Consider the following 24,162-nt stretch of genomic DNA (forward strand, 5'->3'; position numbering starts at 1 on the left):
TTTATAGATTTAATTTTTAAAGATGTATTGATTATAATAAGAAAGTATAGATTAAACAGTGTGTTTTTACACAAAACAAATTACTTTTTTTTAATCAAAATTTTGTCCATTGATGATAACAAATCAGACTGAAAGATTGAATTTTGCCTCTACAAAAAATATCCCTGACTATCCGGACTTCTTGGATGTACAGGTTAAATCTTTTAAAGATTTCTTTCAATTAGAAACGAAATCTGACGAAAGAGGCAACGAAGGATTATACAATACCTTCATGGAAAACTTTCCAATTACAGATACGAGAAATAACTTCGTATTGGAATTCCTAGATTATTTTGTTGATCCACCGCGTTATACAATTCAAGAATGTATAGAGAGAGGTCTTACTTATAGTGTGCCTTTAAAAGCTAGGTTGAAACTATACTGTACAGATCCAGAACACGAAGATTTTGAAACAATTGTACAAGATGTTTATCTTGGAACAATTCCTTACATGACTCCTAGTGGTACTTTTGTTATTAATGGTGCCGAGCGTGTTGTAGTATCTCAATTACACCGTTCTCCAGGGGTTTTCTTTGGACAGTCATTCCACGCAAATGGAACTAAACTTTATTCTGCAAGAGTAATTCCTTTTAAAGGTTCTTGGATAGAGTTTTCTACAGATATCAACAGCGTAATGTACGCATATATCGATAGAAAGAAAAAATTACCTGTAACAACTTTATTCCGTGCTATCGGATTCGAAAGAGATAAAGATATCTTAGAGATTTTTGACTTAGCGGAAGAAATTAAAGTTTCTAAAACAGGAATTAAAAAATATATTGGAAGAAGACTTGCTGCGCGTGTTTTGAATACATGGCACGAGGATTTCGTTGATGAAGATACTGGAGAGGTAGTTTCTATCGAACGTAACGAAATCATCCTTGATCGTGATACCATTATCGACAAAGATAATGTTGAAGAGATCATCGATTCTAACGTTAAATCTATTTTGTTACACAAAGAGGATAATAACCAAGCAGATTATGCTATTATCCACAACACGTTACAAAAAGATCCAACTAACTCTGAAAAAGAAGCTGTAGAGCACATTTACCGTCAGTTGCGTAACGCTGAACCACCTGATGAGGAAACTGCTCGTGGTATTATAGATAAATTGTTCTTCTCTGACCAACGTTACAACTTAGGTGAAGTAGGTCGTTACAGAATGAACAAAAAATTAGATTTAGATATCCCTATGGATAAGCAAGTGCTTACTAAAGAGGATATCATTACAATCGTAAAATATTTGATCGAATTAATTAACTCTAAAGCAGAGATTGATGATATCGATCACTTATCAAACCGTCGTGTTAGAACAGTTGGTGAACAATTGTCTCAACAATTCGGTGTTGGTTTAGCACGTATGGCTAGAACTATTCGTGAGAGAATGAACGTTAGAGATAACGAGGTGTTTACACCAATTGATTTGATTAATGCTAAAACATTGTCATCAGTTATCAACTCTTTCTTTGGTACTAACCAGTTATCTCAATTTATGGATCAAACGAATCCATTAGCTGAGATTACACACAAAAGAAGACTTTCTGCACTTGGACCAGGTGGACTTTCGAGAGAGAGAGCTGGTTTCGAGGTTCGTGACGTTCACTATACTCACTATGGTCGTTTATGTCCGATTGAAACTCCTGAGGGACCAAACATTGGTTTGATTTCATCTCTTGGTGTTTATGCAAAAGTAAACGGAATGGGATTCATTGAAACTCCATACCGTAAAGTAACAGATGGTGTTGTTGATTTAGAAAGCGCACCAATCTATTTAAGTGCTGAAGAAGAAGAAGGAAAAATGATTGCTCAGGCAAACATTGAGATGGACGCTTCAGGTAAAATTACAGCTAGTAACGTTATTGCTCGTGAAGAGGGTGACTTCCCAGTTGTTGAGCCAAGTTCAGTACATTATACAGACGTTGCTCCTAACCAGATCGCTTCGATTTCTGCATCTTTGATTCCTTTCTTGGAGCATGATGATGCGAACCGTGCGTTGATGGGATCAAACATGATGCGTCAGGCAGTTCCTTTGATCCGTCCTGAAGCACCGATTGTTGGTACAGGTTTAGAGCGTCAGGTAGCTTCAGATTCTAGAGTATTAATCAATGCTGAAGGGCATGGAACTGTAGAATACGTAGATGCTAACATTATTACTATCAAATACGATCGTACAGAAGACGAGAGAATGGTAAGTTTTGATGCTGATGAGAAAACGTACAACTTAATTAAATTTAGAAAAACCAATCAAGGTACAAGTATCAACTTGAAACCAATCGTAAGAAGAGGTGATAGAGTTGTTCCTGGCCAAGTATTGTCTGAAGGATATGCTACTCAAAATGGAGAATTAGCTTTAGGTAGAAACTTAAAAGTTGCGTTCATGCCATGGAAAGGGTATAACTTCGAGGATGCGATTGTAATTTCTGAGAAAGTAGTTCGCGATGATATTTTTACATCTATCCACGTTGATGATTATTCATTAGAGGTTAGAGATACTAAGTTAGGAAACGAAGAGTTAACAAACGATATTCCTAACGTTTCTGAAGAAGCTACTAAAGATTTAGATGAAAACGGTATGATCAGAATTGGAGCAGAGGTTAAGCCTGGCGACATTTTGATCGGAAAAATTACACCAAAAGGAGAATCAGATCCAACTCCAGAGGAGAAATTGCTTCGTGCAATCTTTGGAGATAAAGCTGGTGACGTAAAAGATGCTTCATTAAAAGCTTCTCCATCTTTACATGGTGTAGTTCTTGACAAAAAATTATTTGCAAGAGCCGTAAAAGATAAACGTAAACGTACTCAAGATAAAGATGCTTTAGGCGCTTTAGAAATGGAGTTTGAAACTAAATTTGTTGAATTAAAAGACAGATTGGTTGAAAAATTATTCTTGATCGTTAACGGAAAAACATCTCAAGGTGTAATGAATGATTTGGGTGAAGAAGTTTTACCAAAAGGTAAAAAATATACTCAAAAAATGCTTTACGCAGTAGAAGATTTCGCTCACTTAAGTAAAGGTCAATGGGTTGCTGATGATGCTACTAATAAAATGGTTAATGATTTAATTCATAACTATAAAATTAAGCTGAACGACTTACAAGGATCTTTAAGAAGAGAGAAATTCACTATTACAGTTGGAGATGAATTACCATCTGGAATCTTGAAATTGGCTAAGATTTATATTGCTAAGAAACGTAAGTTGAAAGTAGGGGATAAAATGGCGGGTCGTCACGGTAACAAAGGTATTGTTGCTAGAATCGTTCGTCACGAAGATATGCCTTTCCTTGAAGACGGAACACCAGTTGATATCGTGTTGAACCCACTTGGGGTACCTTCACGTATGAACATCGGTCAGATTTATGAGACTGTATTAGGTTGGGCTGGTATGAACTTGGGTAGAAAATTTGCTACTCCAATTTTTGACGGTGCTTCTCTAGACGAGATCAATGCTTTGACTGATGAAGCTGGAGTACCACGTTTCGGACATACTTACCTATATGATGGTGGTACAGGAGAGCGTTTTGCACAAAAAGCGACTGTGGGTGTAATTTACATGCTTAAATTAGGACACATGGTTGATGATAAGATGCACGCACGTTCTATCGGACCATACTCATTGATTACGCAACAGCCACTTGGAGGTAAAGCTCAATTTGGAGGTCAGCGTTTTGGAGAGATGGAGGTTTGGGCACTTGAGGCTTATGGAGCTTCTAGTACACTACGTGAGATCTTAACTGTTAAGTCTGATGACGTTATTGGTAGAGCTAAAACTTACGAAGCTATCGTTAAGGGTGAAACTATGCCAGAACCAGGTTTACCAGAATCATTCAATGTATTAATGCACGAATTGAAAGGTCTAGGATTAGATCTTCGTTTGGAAGAATAAATAAAAGTTTGGTAGTCAGTCTCATTTTTTAATGGGACTGATTACTCATTTATATCAGTTTTTAAAGATTTATACCCGTAACCCGTTCCGATTTTTTATAACAATGCGATGCATTTTATAACTAGCACTTCAAATAAGAGTTTGAGGTTTAGAGAAGTAACCCGAGGTAGTAGCGAATGATTAACTCTTTATTTTTTGAAGAGTAGATTATAAATCTAAAATCAATTTTTTAATTGCAAATAAATCAATAGTAAAAACTATGATGAATAATAGAAACAATAAAGATAAGAATCCAGTAAAAAGATTTAACAAAATCTCTATTGGATTGGCTTCACCAGAATCTATCTTGAAAGAATCAAGAGGAGAGGTTTTAAAGCCAGAAACAATCAACTATAGAACGCACAAGCCAGAGCGTGATGGACTTTTCTGCGAAAGAATCTTCGGACCAGTAAAAGATTTTGAATGTGCTTGTGGTAAGTATAAAAGAATTCGTTACAAAGGTATTATCTGTGACCGTTGTGGTGTTGAAGTTACAGAGAAAAAAGTACGTCGTGATAGAGTAGGACACATCAACCTTGTTGTGCCAATTGCTCACATCTGGTACTTCAGATCTCTTCCAAACAAAATTGGTTATATCCTTGGTCTTCCATCTAAGAAATTAGATATGATCATTTACTACGAAAGATACGTAGTAATTCAGCCAGGTATCGCTAAAAATGCAGATGGAGAATCATTACAAAGATTAGATTTCTTAACTGAAGAAGAGTACTTGAATATTTTAGATACCCTTCCACAAGAAAATCAATATTTAGACGATTTAGATCCAAATAAATTTGTTGCCAAAATGGGAGCAGAGTGTATTATGGATTTATTAGCTCGTATTGACTTAGATGCTTTATCTTATGAATTAAGACACAGCGCTAACAACGAGACTTCTAAACAAAGAAAAACTGAGGCTTTAAAAAGATTACAAGTTGTTGAGTCTTTCCGTGAGTCTAATGAAAACCGCGAAAACCGTCCTGAGTGGATGATTATGAAAGTGGTTCCAGTTATTCCACCAGAATTACGTCCGCTTGTGCCGCTTGATGGAGGTCGTTTTGCAACTTCAGATTTGAACGATTTATATCGTCGTGTAATCATCCGTAACAACCGTTTGAAAAGATTAATGGAGATTAAAGCTCCAGAAGTTATCTTGAGAAACGAGAAACGTATGTTGCAAGAATCTGTAGATTCATTATTCGATAACACACGTAAAGCTTCTGCTGTTAAAACAGAATCAAACAGACCATTAAAATCATTATCAGACTCTTTAAAAGGTAAACAAGGTCGTTTCCGTCAAAACCTTTTAGGAAAACGTGTAGATTATTCTGCTCGTTCGGTAATTGTCGTTGGTCCAGAGTTGAAATTATATGAGTGCGGATTGCCAAAAGATATGGCGTCTGAGTTATACAAACCATTCGTTATTCGTAAGTTGATCGAAAGAGGTATTGTAAAAACAGTAAAATCTGCTAAGAAAATCATTGACAAAAAAGAGCCTGTAGTTTGGGATATCCTTGAAAACGTAATTAAAGGACACCCAGTATTACTTAACCGTGCTCCTACTTTGCACAGACTTGGTATTCAAGCATTCCAACCAAAATTAATTGAAGGAAAAGCGATCCAGTTACACCCATTAGTATGTACGGCATTCAACGCCGATTTCGATGGTGACCAGATGGCGGTTCACTTACCATTAGGGCCAGAAGCTATTTTAGAGGCACAATTATTAATGTTGGCTTCTCACAATATCTTGAACCCTGCAAATGGTGCTCCAATTACTGTACCTTCTCAGGACATGGTCTTGGGTCTATACTATATGACCAAAGAGCGTATTTCTACAGAAGATCACAAAATTATTGGTCAGGATTTGACTTTCTATTCTGCTGAAGAAGTAAACATTGCATTAAACGAAGGAAGATTAGAATTGAATGCTCGTGTGAAAATTAGAGCAAAAGATTTTAATGACGCTGGAGAATTGGTGTACAAAATCATCCAGACAACTGCAGGACGTGTATTATTTAACGAAGTAGTACCGGAAGCAGCTGGATATATCAACGACGTATTGACTAAGAAAAACCTTAGAGATATTATCGGACACATTTTAAGTGTGACTGATGTACCTACAACGGCAGCTTTCTTGGATAATATGAAAGATATGGGGTATAAATTCGCATTTAGAGGAGGTTTATCATTCTCTTTAGGTGATATTAGAATTCCAGAACAAAAAACGAAGTTAATTGCAGATGCTAGAGAGCAAGTTGAAGGTATCTCAACTAACTATAACATGGGTCTTATCACAAATAACGAGCGTTACAACCAAGTTATTGACGTATGGACTTCAGCAAATGCTCAGTTGACAGAATTAGCAATGAAAAATATTAGAGAAGACCAACAAGGTTTCAACTCTGTATATATGATGCTTGATTCTGGAGCGAGAGGTTCTAAGGAGCAGATTCGTCAGTTAACTGGTATGCGTGGTTTGATGGCTAAGCCTAAAAAATCTACTGCTGGTGGTGGTGAGATTATTGAAAACCCGATTCTTTCTAACTTTAAGGAAGGTCTTTCGATCCTTGAGTACTTCATTTCTACTCACGGTGCTCGTAAAGGTCTTGCGGATACGGCTCTTAAAACAGCCGATGCTGGTTACTTGACAAGAAGGCTTCATGACGTTTCTCAAGATGTTATTGTTAACATCGAAGATTGTGGAACTTTAAGAGGTGTTGAAGTTGCTGCATTGAAGAAAAATGAGGAAATCGTTGAATCTTTAGGAGAGAGAATTTTAGGACGTGTTGCATTACAAGACGTTATTAATCCTCTTACTAACGAGGTAATGGTTAAATCTGGAGAGCAAATCACTGAATCAATCATGAGAACTATCGAAGCTTCTCCAATTGAGAAAGTAGAAGTTAGATCTCCATTAACTTGTGAAGCTTTAAAAGGTATTTGTGCTAAATGTTACGGTAGAAACTTAGCTACTGGTAAGATGACACAAAGAGGTGAAGCTGTCGGAGTTATTGCAGCTCAGTCTATTGGAGAGCCAGGTACACAGTTAACACTTCGTACGTTCCACGTTGGAGGGGTTGCTGGAGGTATCTCTGAAGAGTCTAGTATTATTACAAGATTCGCTGGTAGACTTGAAATTGAAGATTTAAAAACAGTTAAAGGTGAAGACGGAGAAGGAAACTCTGTTGATATCGTAGTTTCTCGTTCAACTGAGTTGAAATTAGTTGACGAAAAAACTGGAATTGTTTTAAATACACATAACATTCCTTACGGATCTAGTATTTTTGTTAATGATGGAGATACTGTTGCTAAAGGAACTGTAATCTGTAAATGGGATCCATATAACGGTGTAATTGTTTCTGAGTTTACTGGTAAGATTGCTTACGAAGATTTAGAGCAAGGACAATCGTTCATGGTGGAGATCGATGAGCAGACTGGTTTCCAAGAAAAAGTAATTTCTGAGGCTAGAAACAAAAAATTAATCCCAACTTTATTAGTTTATGGTAAAGAAGGTGAATTGATTCGTTCTTACAACTTACCAGTAGGTGCACACTTAATGGTTGAGAATGGAGAGAAAATTAAAGCAGGTAAAGTATTAGTTAAGATTCCACGTCGTTCTTCTAAAGCGGGCGATATCACGGGAGGTCTTCCTAGAATTACAGAGTTGCTTGAGGCTCGTAACCCTTCTAACCCAGCTGTTGTATCTGAAATTGATGGTGTTGTATCTTTTGGAAAAATTAAGAGAGGTAACCGTGAGATCGTTATCGAGTCTAAATTTGGAGAGATTAAAAAGTATTTAGTTAAACTTTCTAGCCAAATCTTAGTACAAGAAAATGACTTCGTAAGAGCGGGAGTTCCATTGTCTGATGGTGCAATTACACCAGATGACATCTTAAGAATTCAAGGTCCAGCTGCTGTACAACAGTACTTGGTAAATGAAATTCAAGAGGTTTACCGTTTACAAGGGGTAAAAATTAATGACAAACACTTCGAGGTAGTTATTCGTCAGATGATGCGTAAAGTACGAGTTGAAGATCCAGGAGATACTCTATTCTTAGAAGATCAATTGATCCACACTAAAGACTTTATCATTCAAAATGATAAATTATATGGTATGAAAGTGGTTGAAGATGCTGGAGATTCTTCAGTATTGAAACCAGGTCAGATCATTACTCCTCGTGAGTTACGTGATGAGAATTCATTATTGAAACGTACAGATAAAAATCTTGTTGTAGCAAGAGACGTAATCACTGCAACTGCAACGCCAGTTTTACAAGGTATTACAAGAGCTTCGTTACAAACTAAATCATTCATTTCTGCGGCTTCATTCCAGGAGACAACGAAAGTACTTAACGAGGCTGCTGTAGCTGGTAAAGTAGATGATCTAGAAGGATTAAAAGAAAATGTAATTGTTGGACACAGAATTCCTGCAGGAACTGGTATGAGAGAGTACGATAACACTATCGTAGGATCTAAAGATGATTACAACGAAATGATGGCTAATAAAGAAGAATACATTTATTAATTAGGAAACTATGAGTAATCCGAAACAACAACAAGAGCAAATTAATATCGAGTTAGATGAAAACATCGCAGAAGGAATTTATTCTAATCTTGCGATAATTAATCACTCCTCATCAGAGTTTGTTTTAGATTTTGTGAGCATTATGCCAGGTATTCCTAAAGCCAAGGTAAAGTCAAGAATTGTCTTGACACCGCAACATGCTAAAAGATTATTGCGTGCTATAGGTGAAAATATCCATAGATTTGAGGCTGCTCATGGCGAAATCAAAGAAACGGAGCAAGCACCAATTCCGCTTAATTTTGGTCCAACTGGACAAGCATAAATTTTAAAGCCCCTTTTTAAGGGGCTTTTTTATTGGAAGAAGAATGCAGTTAATCTGATTTAATTTACTTTGGTCGACAAAATTTCTTTCTAATCCAATATTCTTTTAATTTGGTGTTGCCTAAAAAAGATTGAATTTTGAAATATAATGACTTAGTAAAGGTTGATTTAATTCAAATTATAAAAAAGCGCTAATTTAATATTAGCGCTTTTTTTATGCTGAAAATTTTGGAATGAAATTTTTTAAAACTGTTTCCCAACCTTTTTATGTAAAATGTACTCTATATAAGTAAAATGATCTGCGAAAGATTCTAACTTAAAAAGATACATTATGAAAAAGAAATTCACCTTAGAAATAGCAAGCCCTTGTTCTGAAAATTTTGATAAAATGATTCCTAATGCAAATGGTTCATTTTGCAATTCGTGCATGAAAAATGTAATTGATTTAAGTAGAAAAACGAATTCTGAAGTGGCTAAATTCATTGCAGAAAACAAAGACAGCAATATTTGCGCAAGACTGAAAGCAACCCAGCTAGAAGAAGAATTTCAATATAGTGAAACATCTAAAATCAATAATTTAAAGTATGCCGCCGTTGCAGCTTCTATTTTATTGGTGTCAAATGTAAGCGGACAAGAAAAAGCTAATGTCGAAACAGAAATTAGAGTTCCACAGCCAGTTCATTACACCGTTGGTAAAGTTGCTTATGTTCAAAGTACAGAAGAACAATCAATCTTTGTAAAAGGAAAATTATTGGAAGCCAAAACGAAGAAACCTTTCGATAAAAAAACATATAGAAATCTTGAGATAACTATTAATGGTTCAAAAAGTAATGTGAAAATGAATTCGAAAACAGGTGAGTTTTTAATTCCAATAGTTGTCTCAAAAGATGCTAAGACATTTCAGATAACTATTACAGCAGATGATTACTATCTTTCTAAAGCAGTTAATTTTGATGTGAATTTAGTGAAAGATAATGTTTTGAATCAAAATATAATTATCTCAGCAGAAGAACTCTCTAGGATTTATATTGCGGGCGGATTAGGAATTAATTATATTTCTGAGAAAAGAACAAAGGAAATTTAGATACAAAAAAGGCTGTTTAGAATTTAAACAGCCTTTTATATTTCAAATAAATGAGATTTTTAATCAAATTCTGATGTAAAGTATAATTTTACAGAAGGATATTTGCTTTGCGTCATTTGAATGGTAAAATCAGAATCGGCTAAGAATACTAATTGACCGTATTTATCATGGGCAAGGAATTTTTGTTTGATACGTTTAAATTCTTTGAACTCTTCATTTTTAGCATCGTCTGGTTTTACCCAGCAAGCTTTATGAACAGGGAAGTTTTCATAAGTACATTTTGCTCCATATTCGTGCTCTAAACGATATTGAATTACTTCATATTGAAGCGCTCCAACCGTTCCGATAACTTTACGATTATTCATTTCAAGTGTAAATAGCTGTGCCACACCTTCATCCATTAACTGATCAACTCCTTTTTCTAATTGCTTAGCTTTCATTGGGTCAGCATTGTTGATATATCTAAAGTGCTCTGGAGAGAAACTCGGAATTCCTTTAAAACTCATGATTTCGCCTTCTGTTAAAGTATCACCAATTTTAAAGTTTCCTGTATCATGCAAACCTACAATGTCACCAGGATAAGAAATGTCTACGATCTCTTTTTTCTCAGCGAAAAAGGCATTCGGACTTGAGAATTTTAAGTTTTTCTTCTGACGAACGTGGTAATAAGGTTTATTTCTTTCAAAAGTTCCCGAAACGATTTTGATAAATGCTAAACGGTCACGGTGTTTTGGATCCATGTTGGCGTGGATTTTGAAAACAAATCCAGACATTTTTTCTTCTGTCGGCTCAACTGTACGAGTTTCAGAATCTTTTGCTCTTGGAGAAGGAGCGATTGTAATGAAACAATCTAACAACTCACGAACTCCAAAATTATTTAAAGCAGAACCAAAGAATACAGGTTGAATCTTTCCGTCCAAATAATCTTGACGCTCAAATTTTGGATAAACCTCATCAATTAATTCTAATTCTTCACGAAGTTTATTCGCTGCTTTTTCACCCACAATTTTGTCTAATTCTGGATTATTCTGAACATCAGAAAAAGCAATTGTTTCTTCGATATTTTTACGGCTGTCTCCACTGAAAAGATTAATGTTTTCTTCCCATAAGTTGTAAATTCCTTGGAAATCATAACCCATTCCGATAGGGAAACTCAAAGGCGTAACTTTTAATCCTAATTTTTGTTCTACTTCATCCATTAGATCGAAAGCATCTTTACCTTCACGGTCTAATTTGTTGATGAAAACAATCATCGGAATGTTACGCATTCTACAAACGGCAACCAATTTTTCAGTTTGTTCCTCAACCCCTTTTGCAACGTCAATTACAACAATTACGCTATCAACAGCAGTTAAAGTTCTAAATGTATCTTCAGCAAAATCCTTGTGTCCAGGAGTATCAAGGATGTTGATTTTTTTATCTTTATAATTAAAAGCAAGCACAGAAGTCGAAACCGAGATACCTCTTTGGCGTTCGATTTCCATAAAGTCACTCGTTGCTCCTTTTTTAATTTTGTTATTCTTTACAGCTCCTGCTTCTTGAATTGCACCTCCAAATAAAAGTAATTTCTCTGTTAATGTCGTTTTACCGGCATCGGGATGCGATATAATTCCAAATGTTCTTCTGCGTTGTATTTCTTTTAAAAAGCTCATATTTCGTATAAATAGGTTGCAAAAGTACTATTAATTACGGCTTAATAAAAATATTAGGTTCTTAAATAAGGAGCTTTAATTCACAAGATTCATTTCGACGTAGTTTTTTTGCCACGAATTACACAAATTAGCACAAATTAATTAGTGTAAATTTGTGTAATTCGTGGCAAAATATAAAAAAGGCTGCTCATTTTGAGCAGCCTTAGAATAGTCATTTTAAAATTACTGATTAATTGACCAAATTGAATATCCCTTTGGAGGACATTGTATTTTTACCCATTTGTCTGCCTGAGTAGTTGGATACCAAGTTGAGTTTCCTGTGAAATCTTTAATTTGAGTATTAGCCCAATTCGTCTGAACCCATCTTTCTTGCCAAACGTCTGAATTATTAATGTAAACTACCAATCCTGGATTTCCGTTATATCCGTTTCTTCTTGCAACATATTCGTCATTATCAGAATATAAAATAGAAGTCGTTCCCGTTGCTTTATTATTGTGAATCCAGATTAGATTGTTTAGTTTGTTTTTGTCTAGCCATTCTTCATAATCTCTGTAGAAAATTGTTGGATAACCTTCGTGAGTTAATATATATGAATACGCCAACATTTTACTCCAAATTTCATCTGTATCGTGATTAGTTACAAATGTTACAGCTTTGTATGGGTTACGTTTCCACATCATATCATCATTTAATAATGCAAGGTTATTTCCGTCAAAAGCGTCATTCATTTTATAGTAACATGCAAAGTCAAAAACAGAACTGTTGGCATTGTTTGCCCAGTCATTTAATACATTTACATTTGAGTCCCATAATTCTCCAACAGAAAATCCGCCAACATTGGCATTCCATGAATTTACAACCCATGCACCAAAACCTTTTACGTAGTCGAATCTCCAACCATCAAATTTCATGGTGTTTTTATAATATTTACCAACTCCGTCGGTTCTCAGCCACAACCAGTTTTGAACATTTGGTGCAGCGTGGCATAAATCTGGAAAACCTCCAAAAGATCCTTCGTCATTGTTTCCATAACTGTTTTTGTAAAAATCATTATAGTTACGCGGAAATTTACCAGAAGCAACTCCTGTAAAATTTGTCCATGTATTTGTTCCTGTAAACGGATTTGCTTCAGATTGCCCTCCGCTGTTATGGTTAATTACAATATCAGCATAAACTTTAATGTTTTCGTTATGAGCTGCTGTAATTAAGCTTACCAATTCGGCTTTGGATCCAAATCTTGTTTCAACACTTCCGTTTTGGTTGTAATCTCCAAAATCAAAATAATCTGTTGGGTCATATCCCATAGAAAAAGCTCCGTTTTGCGCTTTTGATGCTGGCGGAAGCCAAATTGAACCAATTCCAGCATTTCCCCATGCAGTTACTTTACTGCTTACGGTATTCCACCAAGTTCCTCCTGCAGGAACATCCCAATAGAAAGCTTGCATCATAACACCGCCTCCTGGATTGTCTACATATTTTCCTGTTGTAGAACTAGAAGTGCCAGTGCTAAAAGGTTTTCCGTCATGATGCGTAACATCAATAATCTTAAATTGTTTGCTTTCTGCTTTGGCATCTGATTCACTAATTTCATTTTGTGAGCACGAATAAAGTAGTGCTGAAAATGCCGTAATAAGACATAGTTTTAAAATAGGTTTTTTCATAATAGATGTGGTTAAGTTAAATAGTGAGTTTTGTAATTATTTAATTTTAGGCTTTAAAAAGTATAAAATGCTAATTTTTTATCCCCTAAAATGATAATTACGCATCTAAAGTAAATGTTTTTTGATTTAATTTTAATTTGTAAGAAAATAGTTTGTTACGAAAACGTTGTAGTGTTGAGAACTTTTTTTATAATGCTTATTATAAGACAATTATTTGCCTTTAAAATTCAAATTTGGCTATTGATTATAAAATTATCGTTCTTTGTAATGAAAAAATGAAATAGATGATTCCTAGCATTGATATAATACTATCCTATAATTTTTTGTTAATAGTATATCGGATAGTTGGATTATGTAATTGAATTGTTATTTTTGTTCGTTATAAGTTACGAAAGAACTATACTTTATTGTTTATGTTTGGTTGAACATCAATAATTTAAGAGAGATTATCTAAAACAGGCTTACATTCAAATAAAAATTAAAATAATGCTATTAAAAAAATTACAGCTAAAAACAATTGAGTTGACACTAACAATTTGTTTTTTTCTTTTTTTTGCTCCAATTATCACAGCACAAGAAATTATTCCTGATGTTGTTGCCCAAAAGCCAGTTGAAGCTCCTACTGGTGGGAAATTGAAAATTGACGGAATCATTGCTACGGTAGGAGATTATATCGTTTTAGATTCTGATATCGACAAAGGATTTTTGGAAATTACTGCTCAAGGCGGATCTACAAAAGATATTACAAGATGCCAGATGCTAGGTAAGCTTTTAGAAGATAAATTATACGCTCACCAAGCCATTCAGGATAGTATTATTGTGAGTGACGCAGAGGTAAGAAGTATGATGGAAGAGCGTCTTAACTATATGACGCAACAAGTAGGAGATATCAATAAAGTAGTTGAATACTATAAAAAAAGTTCTGTAGAAGAGTTTAAAACCTATTTTGCCGACATCTTGAAGGAGCAGAAATTGGCTTCTGAAATGAGAGATAAAATCATTAAAGATGTTGAGATTACTCCAGAAGAAGTACGTAACTTCTTTAAGAAAATCCCAAAAGATGAACTACCAACTTTTGGAGCTGAAATGGAAGTAGCACAAATTGTGGTGGAGCCTAAAATTTCTAAAGAAGACAAGCAGAAAGTTATAGATAAACTAAATGCTATAAGACAAGATGTTCTTGACGGTTCGAGTTTTGCGACAAAAGCAGTTTTATATTCACAGGATAAAGCGTCTGTTCCATCTGGAGGGTTTTATAAGATAACACGTAAGACTCCTTTTGTAAAAGAGTTTAAAGATGTTGCGTTTAGTTTACAAGCAGGCGAGATTTCGCAACCGTTTGAAACTACTTTTGGGTTCCATATCATTATGGTAGAAAAAATTAAGGGGCAAGAAGTAGAACTTCGCCATATTTTATTGTCTCCAACAGTTTCAGAAGCGGCTATGAAAGAAGCTAAAGAGCGAATCACTAATATTAGGAATAAAATTATCAATAAAGAACTGACTTTTGCTGAAGCGGCAAGAACAGAATCTGATGAAAAAGAAACGAGAACAAACGGAGGAACATTGGTAAATCCAACAACACAAGATACTCGATTTGAGCTGACTAAAATGGATCCGCAATTGTACAGCCAAGTTTCCAACTTAAAAGGAGACGAGATTTCTCAGCCACTTTTGAACACTGACGAAAAAGAAAAAAAGACATATAAAATTATTACAGTTACAAATCGCATTGATGAACATGCTGCAGATTATGCTAAAGATTATACTAAGATTAAAGAATTAGCATTAAAAGAAAAGCAGATTAATGCCATCGCAAAATGGTTTGATGCTAAAATTAAAGATACCTACATCAAAATTATTGGCGAATACAAAGACTGTACTTTTGCAAACAATTGGTTGAAAAAATAAGTTTTAATAAATAAATAAAAAGAGTTAGTTTTATGAATTCATAAAACTAACTCTTTTTAATTTTAAATACATTCATAAATGTCTGACGTAACAGCAATTCATAATTTAGTTCAAAAAAGAAACGAACTAAAAAAAGAGATAGCGAAAATCATTGTAGGGCAGGACGCCGTTGTAGATCAAATTTTACTTTGTATATTTTCTGGAGGCCACGCGCTTTTAATTGGAGTTCCTGGCTTGGCAAAAACCTTAATGATAAATACTTTATCTCAGGCTTTAGGGCTAGATTTTAAAAGAATTCAGTTTACGCCAGATTTGATGCCTTCTGATATTTTAGGAAGTGAAATTTTGGATGAGAATAGAAATTTTAAATTCATTAAAGGACCAATTTTTTCTAATATTATTTTGGCCGACGAGATTAATAGAACACCGCCAAAAACACAAGCCGCTTTGTTAGAAGCAATGCAAGAGAGGTCAGTGACTATTGCAGGCCAGCATCATAAATTAGATTTACCATATTTTGTCTTGGCGACTCAGAACCCAATTGAGCAAGAAGGAACTTATCCTTTGCCAGAAGCTCAGTTAGACCGTTTTATGTTTGCCATTAAATTGGAATATCCAACTTTTGAAGAAGAAGTTCAAGTAGTGAAAAGAACCACTTCTGATGTAAAGACAGAAATCAATCCGCTGTTTACAGCTCAGGAAATTATCGATTTCCAGCACTTAATCCGAAGAATTCCGGTAGCAGATAACGTTATCGAATATGCTGTAACTTTGGTGAGCAAAACTCGTCCTGACAATAGTTTGACTAACGATTTTGTGAAAAACTGCCTGGATTGGGGTGCAGGGCCAAGAGCTTCGCAAAACTTAATTTTAGCAGCAAAAGCACATGCCGCTTTCAACGGAAAGTTTTCGCCAGATATTGAAGATGTCCAAGCAGTTGCAACTGGTATTTTGAGACATAGAATTATTAAAAATTATAAAGCTGATGCTGAAGGTATAACAGAAGAAGCTATCATTGCTAAGTTACTTTAGCTTTTTTATGATAAGTTGAAAGATAATAACGATACAAAAAATCGTATATAACCAATTCGTGAATTCTTCCTTTTGATTTAAATATTCGATTCATTGTCATGTGGATATGACTAGCTACAAAGGTATTAATGTTAGTTTTTGATTTTTTACAAGAAGAGATTGTTTTTTTGATAGTTTCAATAGAATTTTCTCTTTTTGTATCTAAAATTTCTTGTATTTCTATATAATCTGGATTTGTAAAAAATGTTGGATTTAGAAAATTTTCGATTCTCTTACGGTTTATTCTGAACTTTTCGTCTAATTGTTTTTTTAGAGGTCTCGATATGCCAAACTCATTTCCAAAACCAGTTTTTAATTGATCCATTAAATTGAGTTTTTCTGTTATTGTAAAATGAAAACTGTCAAGAAATGTATCAATGGCTCTAAGACTGAAAAGCCATCTAATTTCTTCCCCTTCTTCTCCTTCAATTAAACTAACAAACTTAGAAATCATTAAACTATCATGAAAAAAAAGATCTTCTGATAATTCTACTTTTTTTTTACCTCCGTAGCGTTCAATTTCTTGTTTATAAGTATCTAATTGAATGTTCCAAATTATATTTGCTATAATATATTTTTTAAAAATATCTTTAAATCGTTGTACTACAACAGCGAAATTGCTCGTGTCCTTTAGGTGTAATCTAACTCGTAAATGGTGTTCTGGATCCGAATATCTTACAAAGAACCATTTGTCAATAATATGTTGTTTTAATAATGACTGACAAATGGGTAGAATTGTCTCAGTTAAAATTAAATCTGATGTAGAATGTCCTGTATATATTTTATAATAAATCCATTTATCTCCCGGCAGATAATCGCGTTGCATTATTTTACTCATAGATTGTTTGATAGTTTTTGATTATTGAAGAATGATAAAATTATTTCGTTTGAGTAATATTCTTTATTGGTGTCTAAAATTTCACTTTTTTCTGCATGCAAGAATTCCTTTAAAATGAAATTGCTTTTTTTTCTAACTATATCTATTAGCATTTTAACTGAAGTCAAATTATTAAAATTAATTAGTAACTCATTATCATTTTCCACAAGTACAGCAAATAGAGGTATTTTTTTTATTTTTCTAAAATTTTCAATTTCTAGAATGAATTCATTTTGGTTGTTTATGTTTTTAATTAAACTCTCAATATCTTTTTTCTCAATATTCCATGTTGCTTCATATAGAATAACATCTTCATATTCAATTCTAGGGATAAAGTCATATGTATTCGAGATACTGCCTAAATTAAAAGACATTCCTTGCCTTTTTCCTTCAAGCTGAAAATCGCATAAGAAATGATAGATAGGAAGTGAGTTTTGAGAATAATTATGAGCATTTGTTAAACGTGGTATAACCTTACGATTGTGTTTTTTTGATCTTAATACCAATTTATCATTTTTGATAGATATATATAAGTCATCAATTGAAATTTGAAATTCATCTCCTAATGTTGAATTTCCTAAATAAGGTATTTCAAAATTTCTAAAAGAGGGTCTCATAAGTATGTTTCCGACACGAGACTCAGGGAGGTGAATTATTTCTGCTAGAATAGAGTCTTCATTGATGTTATTTTCAGTCTCTATAATTGTGTTTACATATTCATTTATTTTTATATCACTGTGGCAAAATCTTCCTAATAAATTAGCCGCGCTTGAACCTCCAATTCCACTAAACTTTACTTTTTCTTTTTTATCAATAATTACTAATTCTATTATTGTAGATATTGTATCTGGAAGATTAAGCCAATTTTCATCTAAATGGCTTAGTTCGTTTTGGGTAATGTTAATAACTAAGTTGTTATTTTTATTTGCCTGTAATATTTTTTTGTGAAAGAAAGAATTAAAAGGATTCCATTCAAATGTTTGGCTTGAGTTTTTGATTTTGGTTTCTGGCAAGCTTAAATCATCAATAAGAGGATTAGTTGTGTTTTGCTCAAATCTTTTATGATAACCTATTCCTATTTCAGAATCAAGTACTTTTGATAGTTGTATTTCTTGATTTTCGTATCGTGTGTAAAATCTTTTTTTAAATTCTAATAGTGTTGCATTTTCAGAGTTATGTGAAAATTTATTTAGTACAGACATGCCCTTTCTAACCGAATTTACCAAACTAATGTTTAGTGTGTTGTGAGCCGTGGAGATACTCATATCGGTTTGAAATAAGTGACTTAGATCAAACTCTGTGTTTAGGTCCTTTAAAATTTCAATTATAGTTTTATACTTTTCTATATTATTTCCTATGTTTTCGTCGATTTCAATTAGCTTTGATTTCAAAAGATGTAATTTATCTAATACACTTTCAGTTTGGTTTAATTTTTCTATTATTAAAATTATTTGATTGTAAAATTCAATTCCTGTGACTGATGGTTCTAAGTTGCTTATAAGTACCTGATTGTTAATTAGTTCTTCGATGAAATTGGTTGCTGTTTCGTGACTAATGCTTTCAGAAACAATTTCATTTGCAATATCATTTATCAATGCACCTTTTTTAGAAATCTCTATGATTTTTTTTATATGTTTTGAGTTACTTATTGAAACAACTTGATGATTTCTTCGTCCGTTTGTATAGTAATATTCAATATAGCGTATCTTGTCAGCGACTTCATACATGCTTTTGTTTGGACGGAATAGTAGTTGGTTTTTTATAAAATCAAGTTTAGATAAATTCTGTGATAGTGCTACTAAGTAATTCATGTCGAAGCGAGTATGTCGTTTATTATGAGTTGCTCCGTTTAAAACTATATTAGTTGTAGAGGTAATATTTCCTATAGTACATCCCGCAAATAACCCAAAAGGAGTACATCTTGATGATAACCGAGAAATATATTTTAAAATAGATAATTTTAATTTTTCTGGATTTTCTGAACCTTTGCCAGTTTCTTCTTTGTTGATCCATTTTAGAATTGCATTGTAAAGAACTGGAGAGGCTATATATATAGCTTCTCTTAAAACCGGATCATTGATTAAAGATAGAAAATCTTCATCATTTAAATTTGTTTTCTTTGTAAAATTCTTGTAAAAATCTAAAGAATAAAGAGGAGTTCTTAAAATGAATTTATTAAATGCTTGGTAAGGATTTTTATTTGACATTTTTTATATTAACTGATCATTAAACATTCATCCCAATTAAATTTATTATCTGTTAGGTAGTCGATAATAACTAATCCTATTCCACTAATACCTTCTAATAGGGATAATTCGTTTTTCCACGTTTGTTTGCCGCCAATCCATTTTTTGTATCCAGCAAAACCATCTTCATGAAAACTCATTTTAAGGCCCTCATTTAGCCAGTATTCTGTTGCTTTTTTGAAAATTGGCTCTCGAGTTTCTTTATAAGCTCTGTTGAAAACTTTCGCTATACCAAATGCGCCATGGCAAATTCCTGCATCATTAATTAATGTGTCATGTTGTTGTATTCTATTTGCAGAATGCTTTAAAATATCAATAGCTGTTTTATTAATGTTGTTATTTTTAAGGGTTTTAGATGCTTGTAGTAAGGTTATACCAATTCCTAGATCTCCATAGCACCAAGCTAATCGACTATGTTGATTGCTATTGCCAAGTTCACATTCGAAATTAGGAAATATAGAATAATGATTAGTTTCTTTGTTTTTATGGTGGAGTATGTATGAAATACTTTTTTCGATTAACGGTTTTACATGTAATTTAAAATCTGAATGACTATGTAATCGGGAAAGAAAATTAATAATACTAGGAATTCCATGAGAAAGACTAAAATTGTATCCGCGTTTTTGTGTTTCAATGCTTAGAACAGATTCCCATTTCATTTTATTTTCAGATTCTATTGCAAATTTTCCAATTGATGAGATTAATTCTAAGAGGTAAATTTTATATCTGTTCTTTAGCTTTTGTGAAGTTGTGCTTTTATAACGTGATAGAAAATAATAACCGTAGCCAATGCTTCCATGTAAAAAATCAAAGTAGCCTATTGAAGCGTCTATAGATTGTCTTTCGAAAAGATAATGATCCAAGTCTGATAGCACTTTGTCATTATCAAACTCAATAAAATTTTCTATGTGCAGATGTTCAAGGGCCCATCCAAAGCCTGCAATACCGCTACAATAAGTTGGAAGTTCGTAGTTATCGTTTATTTTTTCAAAACAATCGGTTATAATTTTAACTCCTAGATCGGATGCCTCATCTTCATTCTTAAATCGAGAATAATAAAAGTGAAACATTGCAAGACCAGTTAATCCAGTTAATACACCTAAATTTTCAGATTGATGTTTGCTCTTTAGAATTTTATAAATTTCTTCTAATTTGAAATTTAATTTAGTTGTAATATAAATTTGATTAATATTTGTATTTTGCATATAAGTTTAAATATATATCTTGAAAATTAAATTTAATTTTTAAGACAGCATTGTGGATATTTTTGAAGTAAAAATATTATTTATTTTAAATAATATGTAATTTTTTATTTATAAATTAAAAAAAAATATTTAGATTTGGTTTTATTATTAATAACAAAAAGCATTAAAATGAAAAAAAAATCTATTAATGAATTACGTTTAGATAAAAATGTGATTTCAAAATTTTCTGCTAAGATGATAAAAGGCGGCGGAGGTGATACTTATACGTGTGCAGATAGTCCAATGACATCCTGCAATGGAAAATGCGGACCTGTGCAAACTCACGCTACTGCAGCAGCACAGACATGTGTGGAATCTGTTGATCTTGCCTGTGAAAACCCTCCTTTCATTAGTTAATTTTAAGCAGACATTTTAATTCATAATCGAAAACAGTAGATCGTTCTACTGTTTTTTTTTTGTTTTCAAAATAATTCTTGTAAAAGAAATTAAGATCGAACTATAACGTTATAATTTTTAATTTAGAAAGATTCTTCGTGAAAATAGATGTAAAAACTTACTTGCTTAATAACATTGAATTTCGACTTTGTTAAAGAAAAGATTTTTAAATGTTAATAATTCATTATTTTAATATAAAACTGATTTTTTGGCAAAAACAAGCAGTGAAAATCGTTTTTTAGCAATAATAATTTTTGAAAAGCCTTGTTCTATTAAATTTTTTTTAATTATCGTGTTTAATGCTTAAATTTGCCTCAAAAAAAATAAATCCGCTTTTATTATGAATATTTATCAGGATTACCTTCAAGAAATTGAAGAAAGAAAAAGTCAAGGGTTGCACCCTAAACCAATTGATGGAGCTGAATTATTAAGCGAAATCATTGCCCAAATTAAAGATGTTGATAACGCATACCGCGAAGATTCTCTTAAGTTTTTTATTTACAATACTTTACCTGGTACTACAAGCGCTGCAGGTGAAAAAGCAAAGTTTTTAAAAGAAATCATTTTAGGCCAATCTATTGTAAAAGAGATTACGCCTGATTTTGCTTTTGAATTATTATCGCACATGAAGGGTGGGCCTTCAATCGAAGTGTTATTAGATTTGGCTTTAGGAAATGATGCTGCAATCGCTCAACAAGCAGCAGATGTTCTTAAAACACAAGTTTTTCTTTATGATGCAGATACAGATCGTTTGAAAGAAGCGTTCAAAAATGGTAATGCATTCGCTAAAGAAATTATCGAAAGTTATGCAAAAGCTGAATTCTTCACGAAACTTCCAGAAGTAGCTGAAGAAATTAAAGTTGTTACTTATATTGCTGGAGAAGGTGATATCTCTACAGATTTATTATCTCCAGGAAATCAAGCTCACTCACGTTCAGATCGTGAGCTTCACGGAAAATGTATGATTACTCCAGAAGCGCAAAAAGAAATTCAAGCGCTTCAAGCGAAACATCCAGATGCTAGTGTGATGTTAATTGCTGAAAAAGGTACAATGGGAGTTGGTTCTTCTCGTATGTCAGGAGTGAACAACGTAGCACTTTGGACTGGAAAACAAGCTAGCCCATACGTTCCATTCGTAAATATTGCACCAATTGTTGGAGGTACAAATGGTATTTCTCCAATTTTCCTTACTACAGTTGATGTAACTGGAGGTATCGGAATTGACCTTAAAAACTGGGTTAAAAAACTTGATGCAGACGGAAAACCAGTATTGAACGAAAATAACGAACCAATTCTTGAGCAAGCTTATTCAGTTGCTACAGGAACGGTTTTAACTATCAATACACAAACTAAAAAATTATACAACGGTGATCAGGAATTGATCGATATTTCGAGATCATTTACTCCTCAAAAGAAAGAATTTATTAGAGCTGGAGGATCTTACGCAATTGTATTTGGTAAAAAACTTCAGACTTTCGCAGCTAAGGTTTTAGATATTCAAGCTCCTGCTGTATTTGCTCCATCTAAAGAAATTTCTAACGAAGGACAAGGTTTAACTGCAGTTGAAAAAATCTTCAATAAAAATGCTGTTGGAATTGCTCCAGGGAAAGTGTTGCACGCAGGATCTGACGTTCGTGTAGAAGTAAACATTGTAGGTTCTCAAGATACTACAGGTCTTATGACTGCTCAGGAATTAGAATCTATGGCTGCTACAGTTATTTCTCCAATTGTTGATGGTGCTTACCAATCGGGTTGTCATACTGCTTCAGTTTGGGATAAAAAGGCTCAGGCTAATATTCCTAAATTGATGAAATTTATGAACAACTTCGGTTTAATCACGGCTCGTGACCCGAAAGGTGTTTATCATTCAATGACAGACGTTATCCATAAAGTGCTTAATGATATTACTATCGACGAATGGGCAATCATTATCGGTGGTGACTCTCACACAAGAATGTCTAAAGGTGTTGCTTTTGGTGCTGACTCAGGAACTGTTGCGCTTGCATTAGCTACTGGTGAAGCTTCTATGCCTATTCCAGAATCTGTAAAAGTAACTTTCGTAGGAGATATGAAAGAGTATATGGATTTTCGTGATGTGGTTCACGCTACACAAGCTCAAATGCTTAAGAAATTCAACGGTGAGAACGTATTCCAAGGAAGAATCATTGAGGTTCACATTGGAACTCTTACTGCTGACCAAGCGTTTACATTTACAGATTGGACTGCAGAGATGAAAGCAAAAGCTTCTATCTGTATTTCAGAAGATGATACTTTGATCGAATCATTGGAAATTGCTAAAGGCAGAATCCAAATCATGATCGACAAAGGAATGGATAATGAAAGACAAGTTCTTCAAGGGTTAATCAACAAAGCTGATAAGAGAATTGCTGAAATTAAATCTGGCGAAAAACCAGCTTTAACTCCAGATGCAAATGCTAAATATTATGCTGAAGTTGTGGTTGATTTGGATCAAATTGCTGAACCAATGATCGCTGACCCAGATGTAAATAATAAAGACGTTTCTAAACGTTATACTCACGATACTATCAGACCATTATCTTTCTATGGTGGAGATAAAAAAGTAGATCTTGGATTTATTGGTTCTTGTATGGTTCATAAAGGAGATATGAAAATCCTTGCTCAGATGTTGAAAAATGTTGAAGCGCAACAAGGAAAAGTTGAATTTAAAGCTCCTCTTGTGGTTGCTCCTCCTACTTACAACATTGTGGACGAGCTTAAAGCTGAAGGTGACTGGGAAGTTTTACAAAGATACTCTGGTTTCGAATTTGACGATAATGCTCCAAAAGGTGCAGCTCGTACAGAATATGAAAACATGTTGTATTTAGAGCGTCCTGGATGTAACCTTTGTATGGGGAACCAAGAAAAAGCGGCTAAAGGAGATACGGTAATGGCAACATCTACTCGTTTATTCCAAGGAAGAGTTGTAGAAGATGCTGAGGGTAAAAAAGGAGAATCATTGCTTTCTTCTACTCCAGTTGTGGTTCTTTCTACAATTTTAGGTAGAACTCCAACTATGGAAGAATACACTGCTGCGGTAGATGGTATCAACTTGACTAAGTTTGCACCATCTAATAAACAATTAGTTATGTAATCGAAAGATTGTTTAATAATATTTCAAAGCCCGAGTCGTAAAACTCGGGCTTTTTTAGTAATAATTGTTCTATTTTTTGTAACTTGTCATGTTC

General features: G+C 33.6%; 13 protein-coding genes. 8 read left to right on the forward strand and 5 right to left on the reverse strand.

The window, feature by feature from the left end; genetic code table 11:
- The first annotated feature begins 112 nt into the window (after nt 1–112).
- The 4 genes from rpoB to J7574_RS22735 all read left to right on the forward strand — a co-directional run bounded on the left by rpoB (nt 113) and on the right by J7574_RS22735 (nt 9,897).
- Complete coding sequence (gene rpoB / locus J7574_RS22720) at nt 113–3,925, forward strand: DNA-directed RNA polymerase subunit beta (protein ID WP_290974446.1); 3,813 nt, start codon at nt 113–115, stop codon at nt 3,923–3,925.
- A 259-nt stretch (nt 3,926–4,184) separates the two neighbouring features.
- Entirely contained in the window at nt 4,185–8,492 is a 4,308-nt protein-coding gene (gene rpoC, locus J7574_RS22725; protein ID WP_290974449.1) for a DNA-directed RNA polymerase subunit beta', read from the forward strand.
- A gap of 10 nt (nt 8,493–8,502) precedes the next feature.
- Nucleotides 8,503–8,814 carry a DUF3467 domain-containing protein gene (locus J7574_RS22730; RefSeq protein ID WP_290974452.1) on the forward strand — a complete coding sequence of 104 codons (312 nt, stop codon included), beginning with the start codon at nt 8,503–8,505 and terminating at the stop codon, nt 8,812–8,814.
- A 330-nt stretch (nt 8,815–9,144) separates the two neighbouring features.
- Nucleotides 9,145–9,897: a hypothetical protein gene (locus tag J7574_RS22735; RefSeq protein WP_290974455.1), complete on the forward strand. Its 753-nt coding sequence runs from the start codon at nt 9,145–9,147 to the stop codon at nt 9,895–9,897.
- Between the two features lie 59 nt (nt 9,898–9,956).
- Here J7574_RS22735 and J7574_RS22740 read toward each other — a convergent pair whose 3' ends face one another.
- Both J7574_RS22740 and J7574_RS22745 read right to left on the reverse strand, forming a co-directional pair.
- Nucleotides 9,957–11,549 (reverse strand): peptide chain release factor 3, encoded by a 1,593-nt coding sequence (locus tag J7574_RS22740; RefSeq protein WP_132989548.1) that lies wholly within the window; start codon nt 11,547–11,549, stop codon nt 9,957–9,959.
- Between the two features lie 222 nt (nt 11,550–11,771).
- Complete coding sequence (locus J7574_RS22745) at nt 11,772–13,211, reverse strand: alpha-amylase (RefSeq protein WP_290974460.1); 1,440 nt, start codon at nt 13,209–13,211, stop codon at nt 11,772–11,774.
- Between the two features lie 486 nt (nt 13,212–13,697).
- Here J7574_RS22745 and J7574_RS22750 point away from each other — a divergent pair, with 486 nt between their 5' ends.
- On the forward strand, nt 13,698–15,122 hold the full coding sequence (locus tag J7574_RS22750; protein ID WP_290974463.1) for a peptidylprolyl isomerase: 1,425 nt from the start codon (nt 13,698–13,700) through the stop codon (nt 15,120–15,122).
- Between the two features lie 78 nt (nt 15,123–15,200).
- Nucleotides 15,201–16,154 carry a MoxR family ATPase gene (locus tag J7574_RS22755; RefSeq protein WP_290974466.1) on the forward strand — a complete coding sequence of 318 codons (954 nt, stop codon included), beginning with the start codon at nt 15,201–15,203 and terminating at the stop codon, nt 16,152–16,154.
- Here J7574_RS22755 and J7574_RS22760 read toward each other — a convergent pair.
- Genes J7574_RS22760 through J7574_RS22770 form a run of 3 tightly spaced genes read right to left on the reverse strand, consistent with a single transcriptional unit; the run spans nt 16,141 to nt 20,521 of the window.
- Nucleotides 16,141–17,031 carry a thiopeptide-type bacteriocin biosynthesis protein gene (locus tag J7574_RS22760; RefSeq protein WP_290974469.1) on the reverse strand — a complete coding sequence of 297 codons (891 nt, stop codon included), beginning with the start codon at nt 17,029–17,031 and terminating at the stop codon, nt 16,141–16,143. The two genes, J7574_RS22755 and J7574_RS22760, sit on opposite strands and share 14 nt — an antisense overlap.
- Entirely contained in the window at nt 17,028–19,277 is a 2,250-nt protein-coding gene (locus tag J7574_RS22765; protein ID WP_290974472.1) for a lantibiotic dehydratase family protein, read from the reverse strand. Before J7574_RS22765 ends, J7574_RS22760 begins: the two co-directional genes overlap by 4 nt.
- Before the next feature lie 8 nt (nt 19,278–19,285).
- Nucleotides 19,286–20,521 carry a lanthionine synthetase C family protein gene (locus J7574_RS22770; protein WP_290974475.1) on the reverse strand — a complete coding sequence of 412 codons (1,236 nt, stop codon included), beginning with the start codon at nt 20,519–20,521 and terminating at the stop codon, nt 19,286–19,288.
- 168 nt (nt 20,522–20,689) lie between these two features.
- Here J7574_RS22770 and J7574_RS22775 point away from each other — a divergent pair, with 168 nt between their 5' ends.
- On the forward strand, nt 20,690–20,917 hold the full coding sequence (locus J7574_RS22775) for a hypothetical protein (RefSeq protein ID WP_290974478.1): 228 nt from the start codon (nt 20,690–20,692) through the stop codon (nt 20,915–20,917).
- A gap of 379 nt (nt 20,918–21,296) precedes the next feature.
- Entirely contained in the window at nt 21,297–24,068 is a 2,772-nt protein-coding gene (locus tag J7574_RS22780) for a bifunctional aconitate hydratase 2/2-methylisocitrate dehydratase (protein ID WP_290974482.1), read from the forward strand.
- Nucleotides 24,069–24,162: the final 94 nt, after the last annotated feature.

The sequence above is a fragment of the Flavobacterium sp. genome, from assembly GCF_017744675.1.
Classification (GTDB): domain Bacteria; phylum Bacteroidota; class Bacteroidia; order Flavobacteriales; family Flavobacteriaceae; genus Flavobacterium.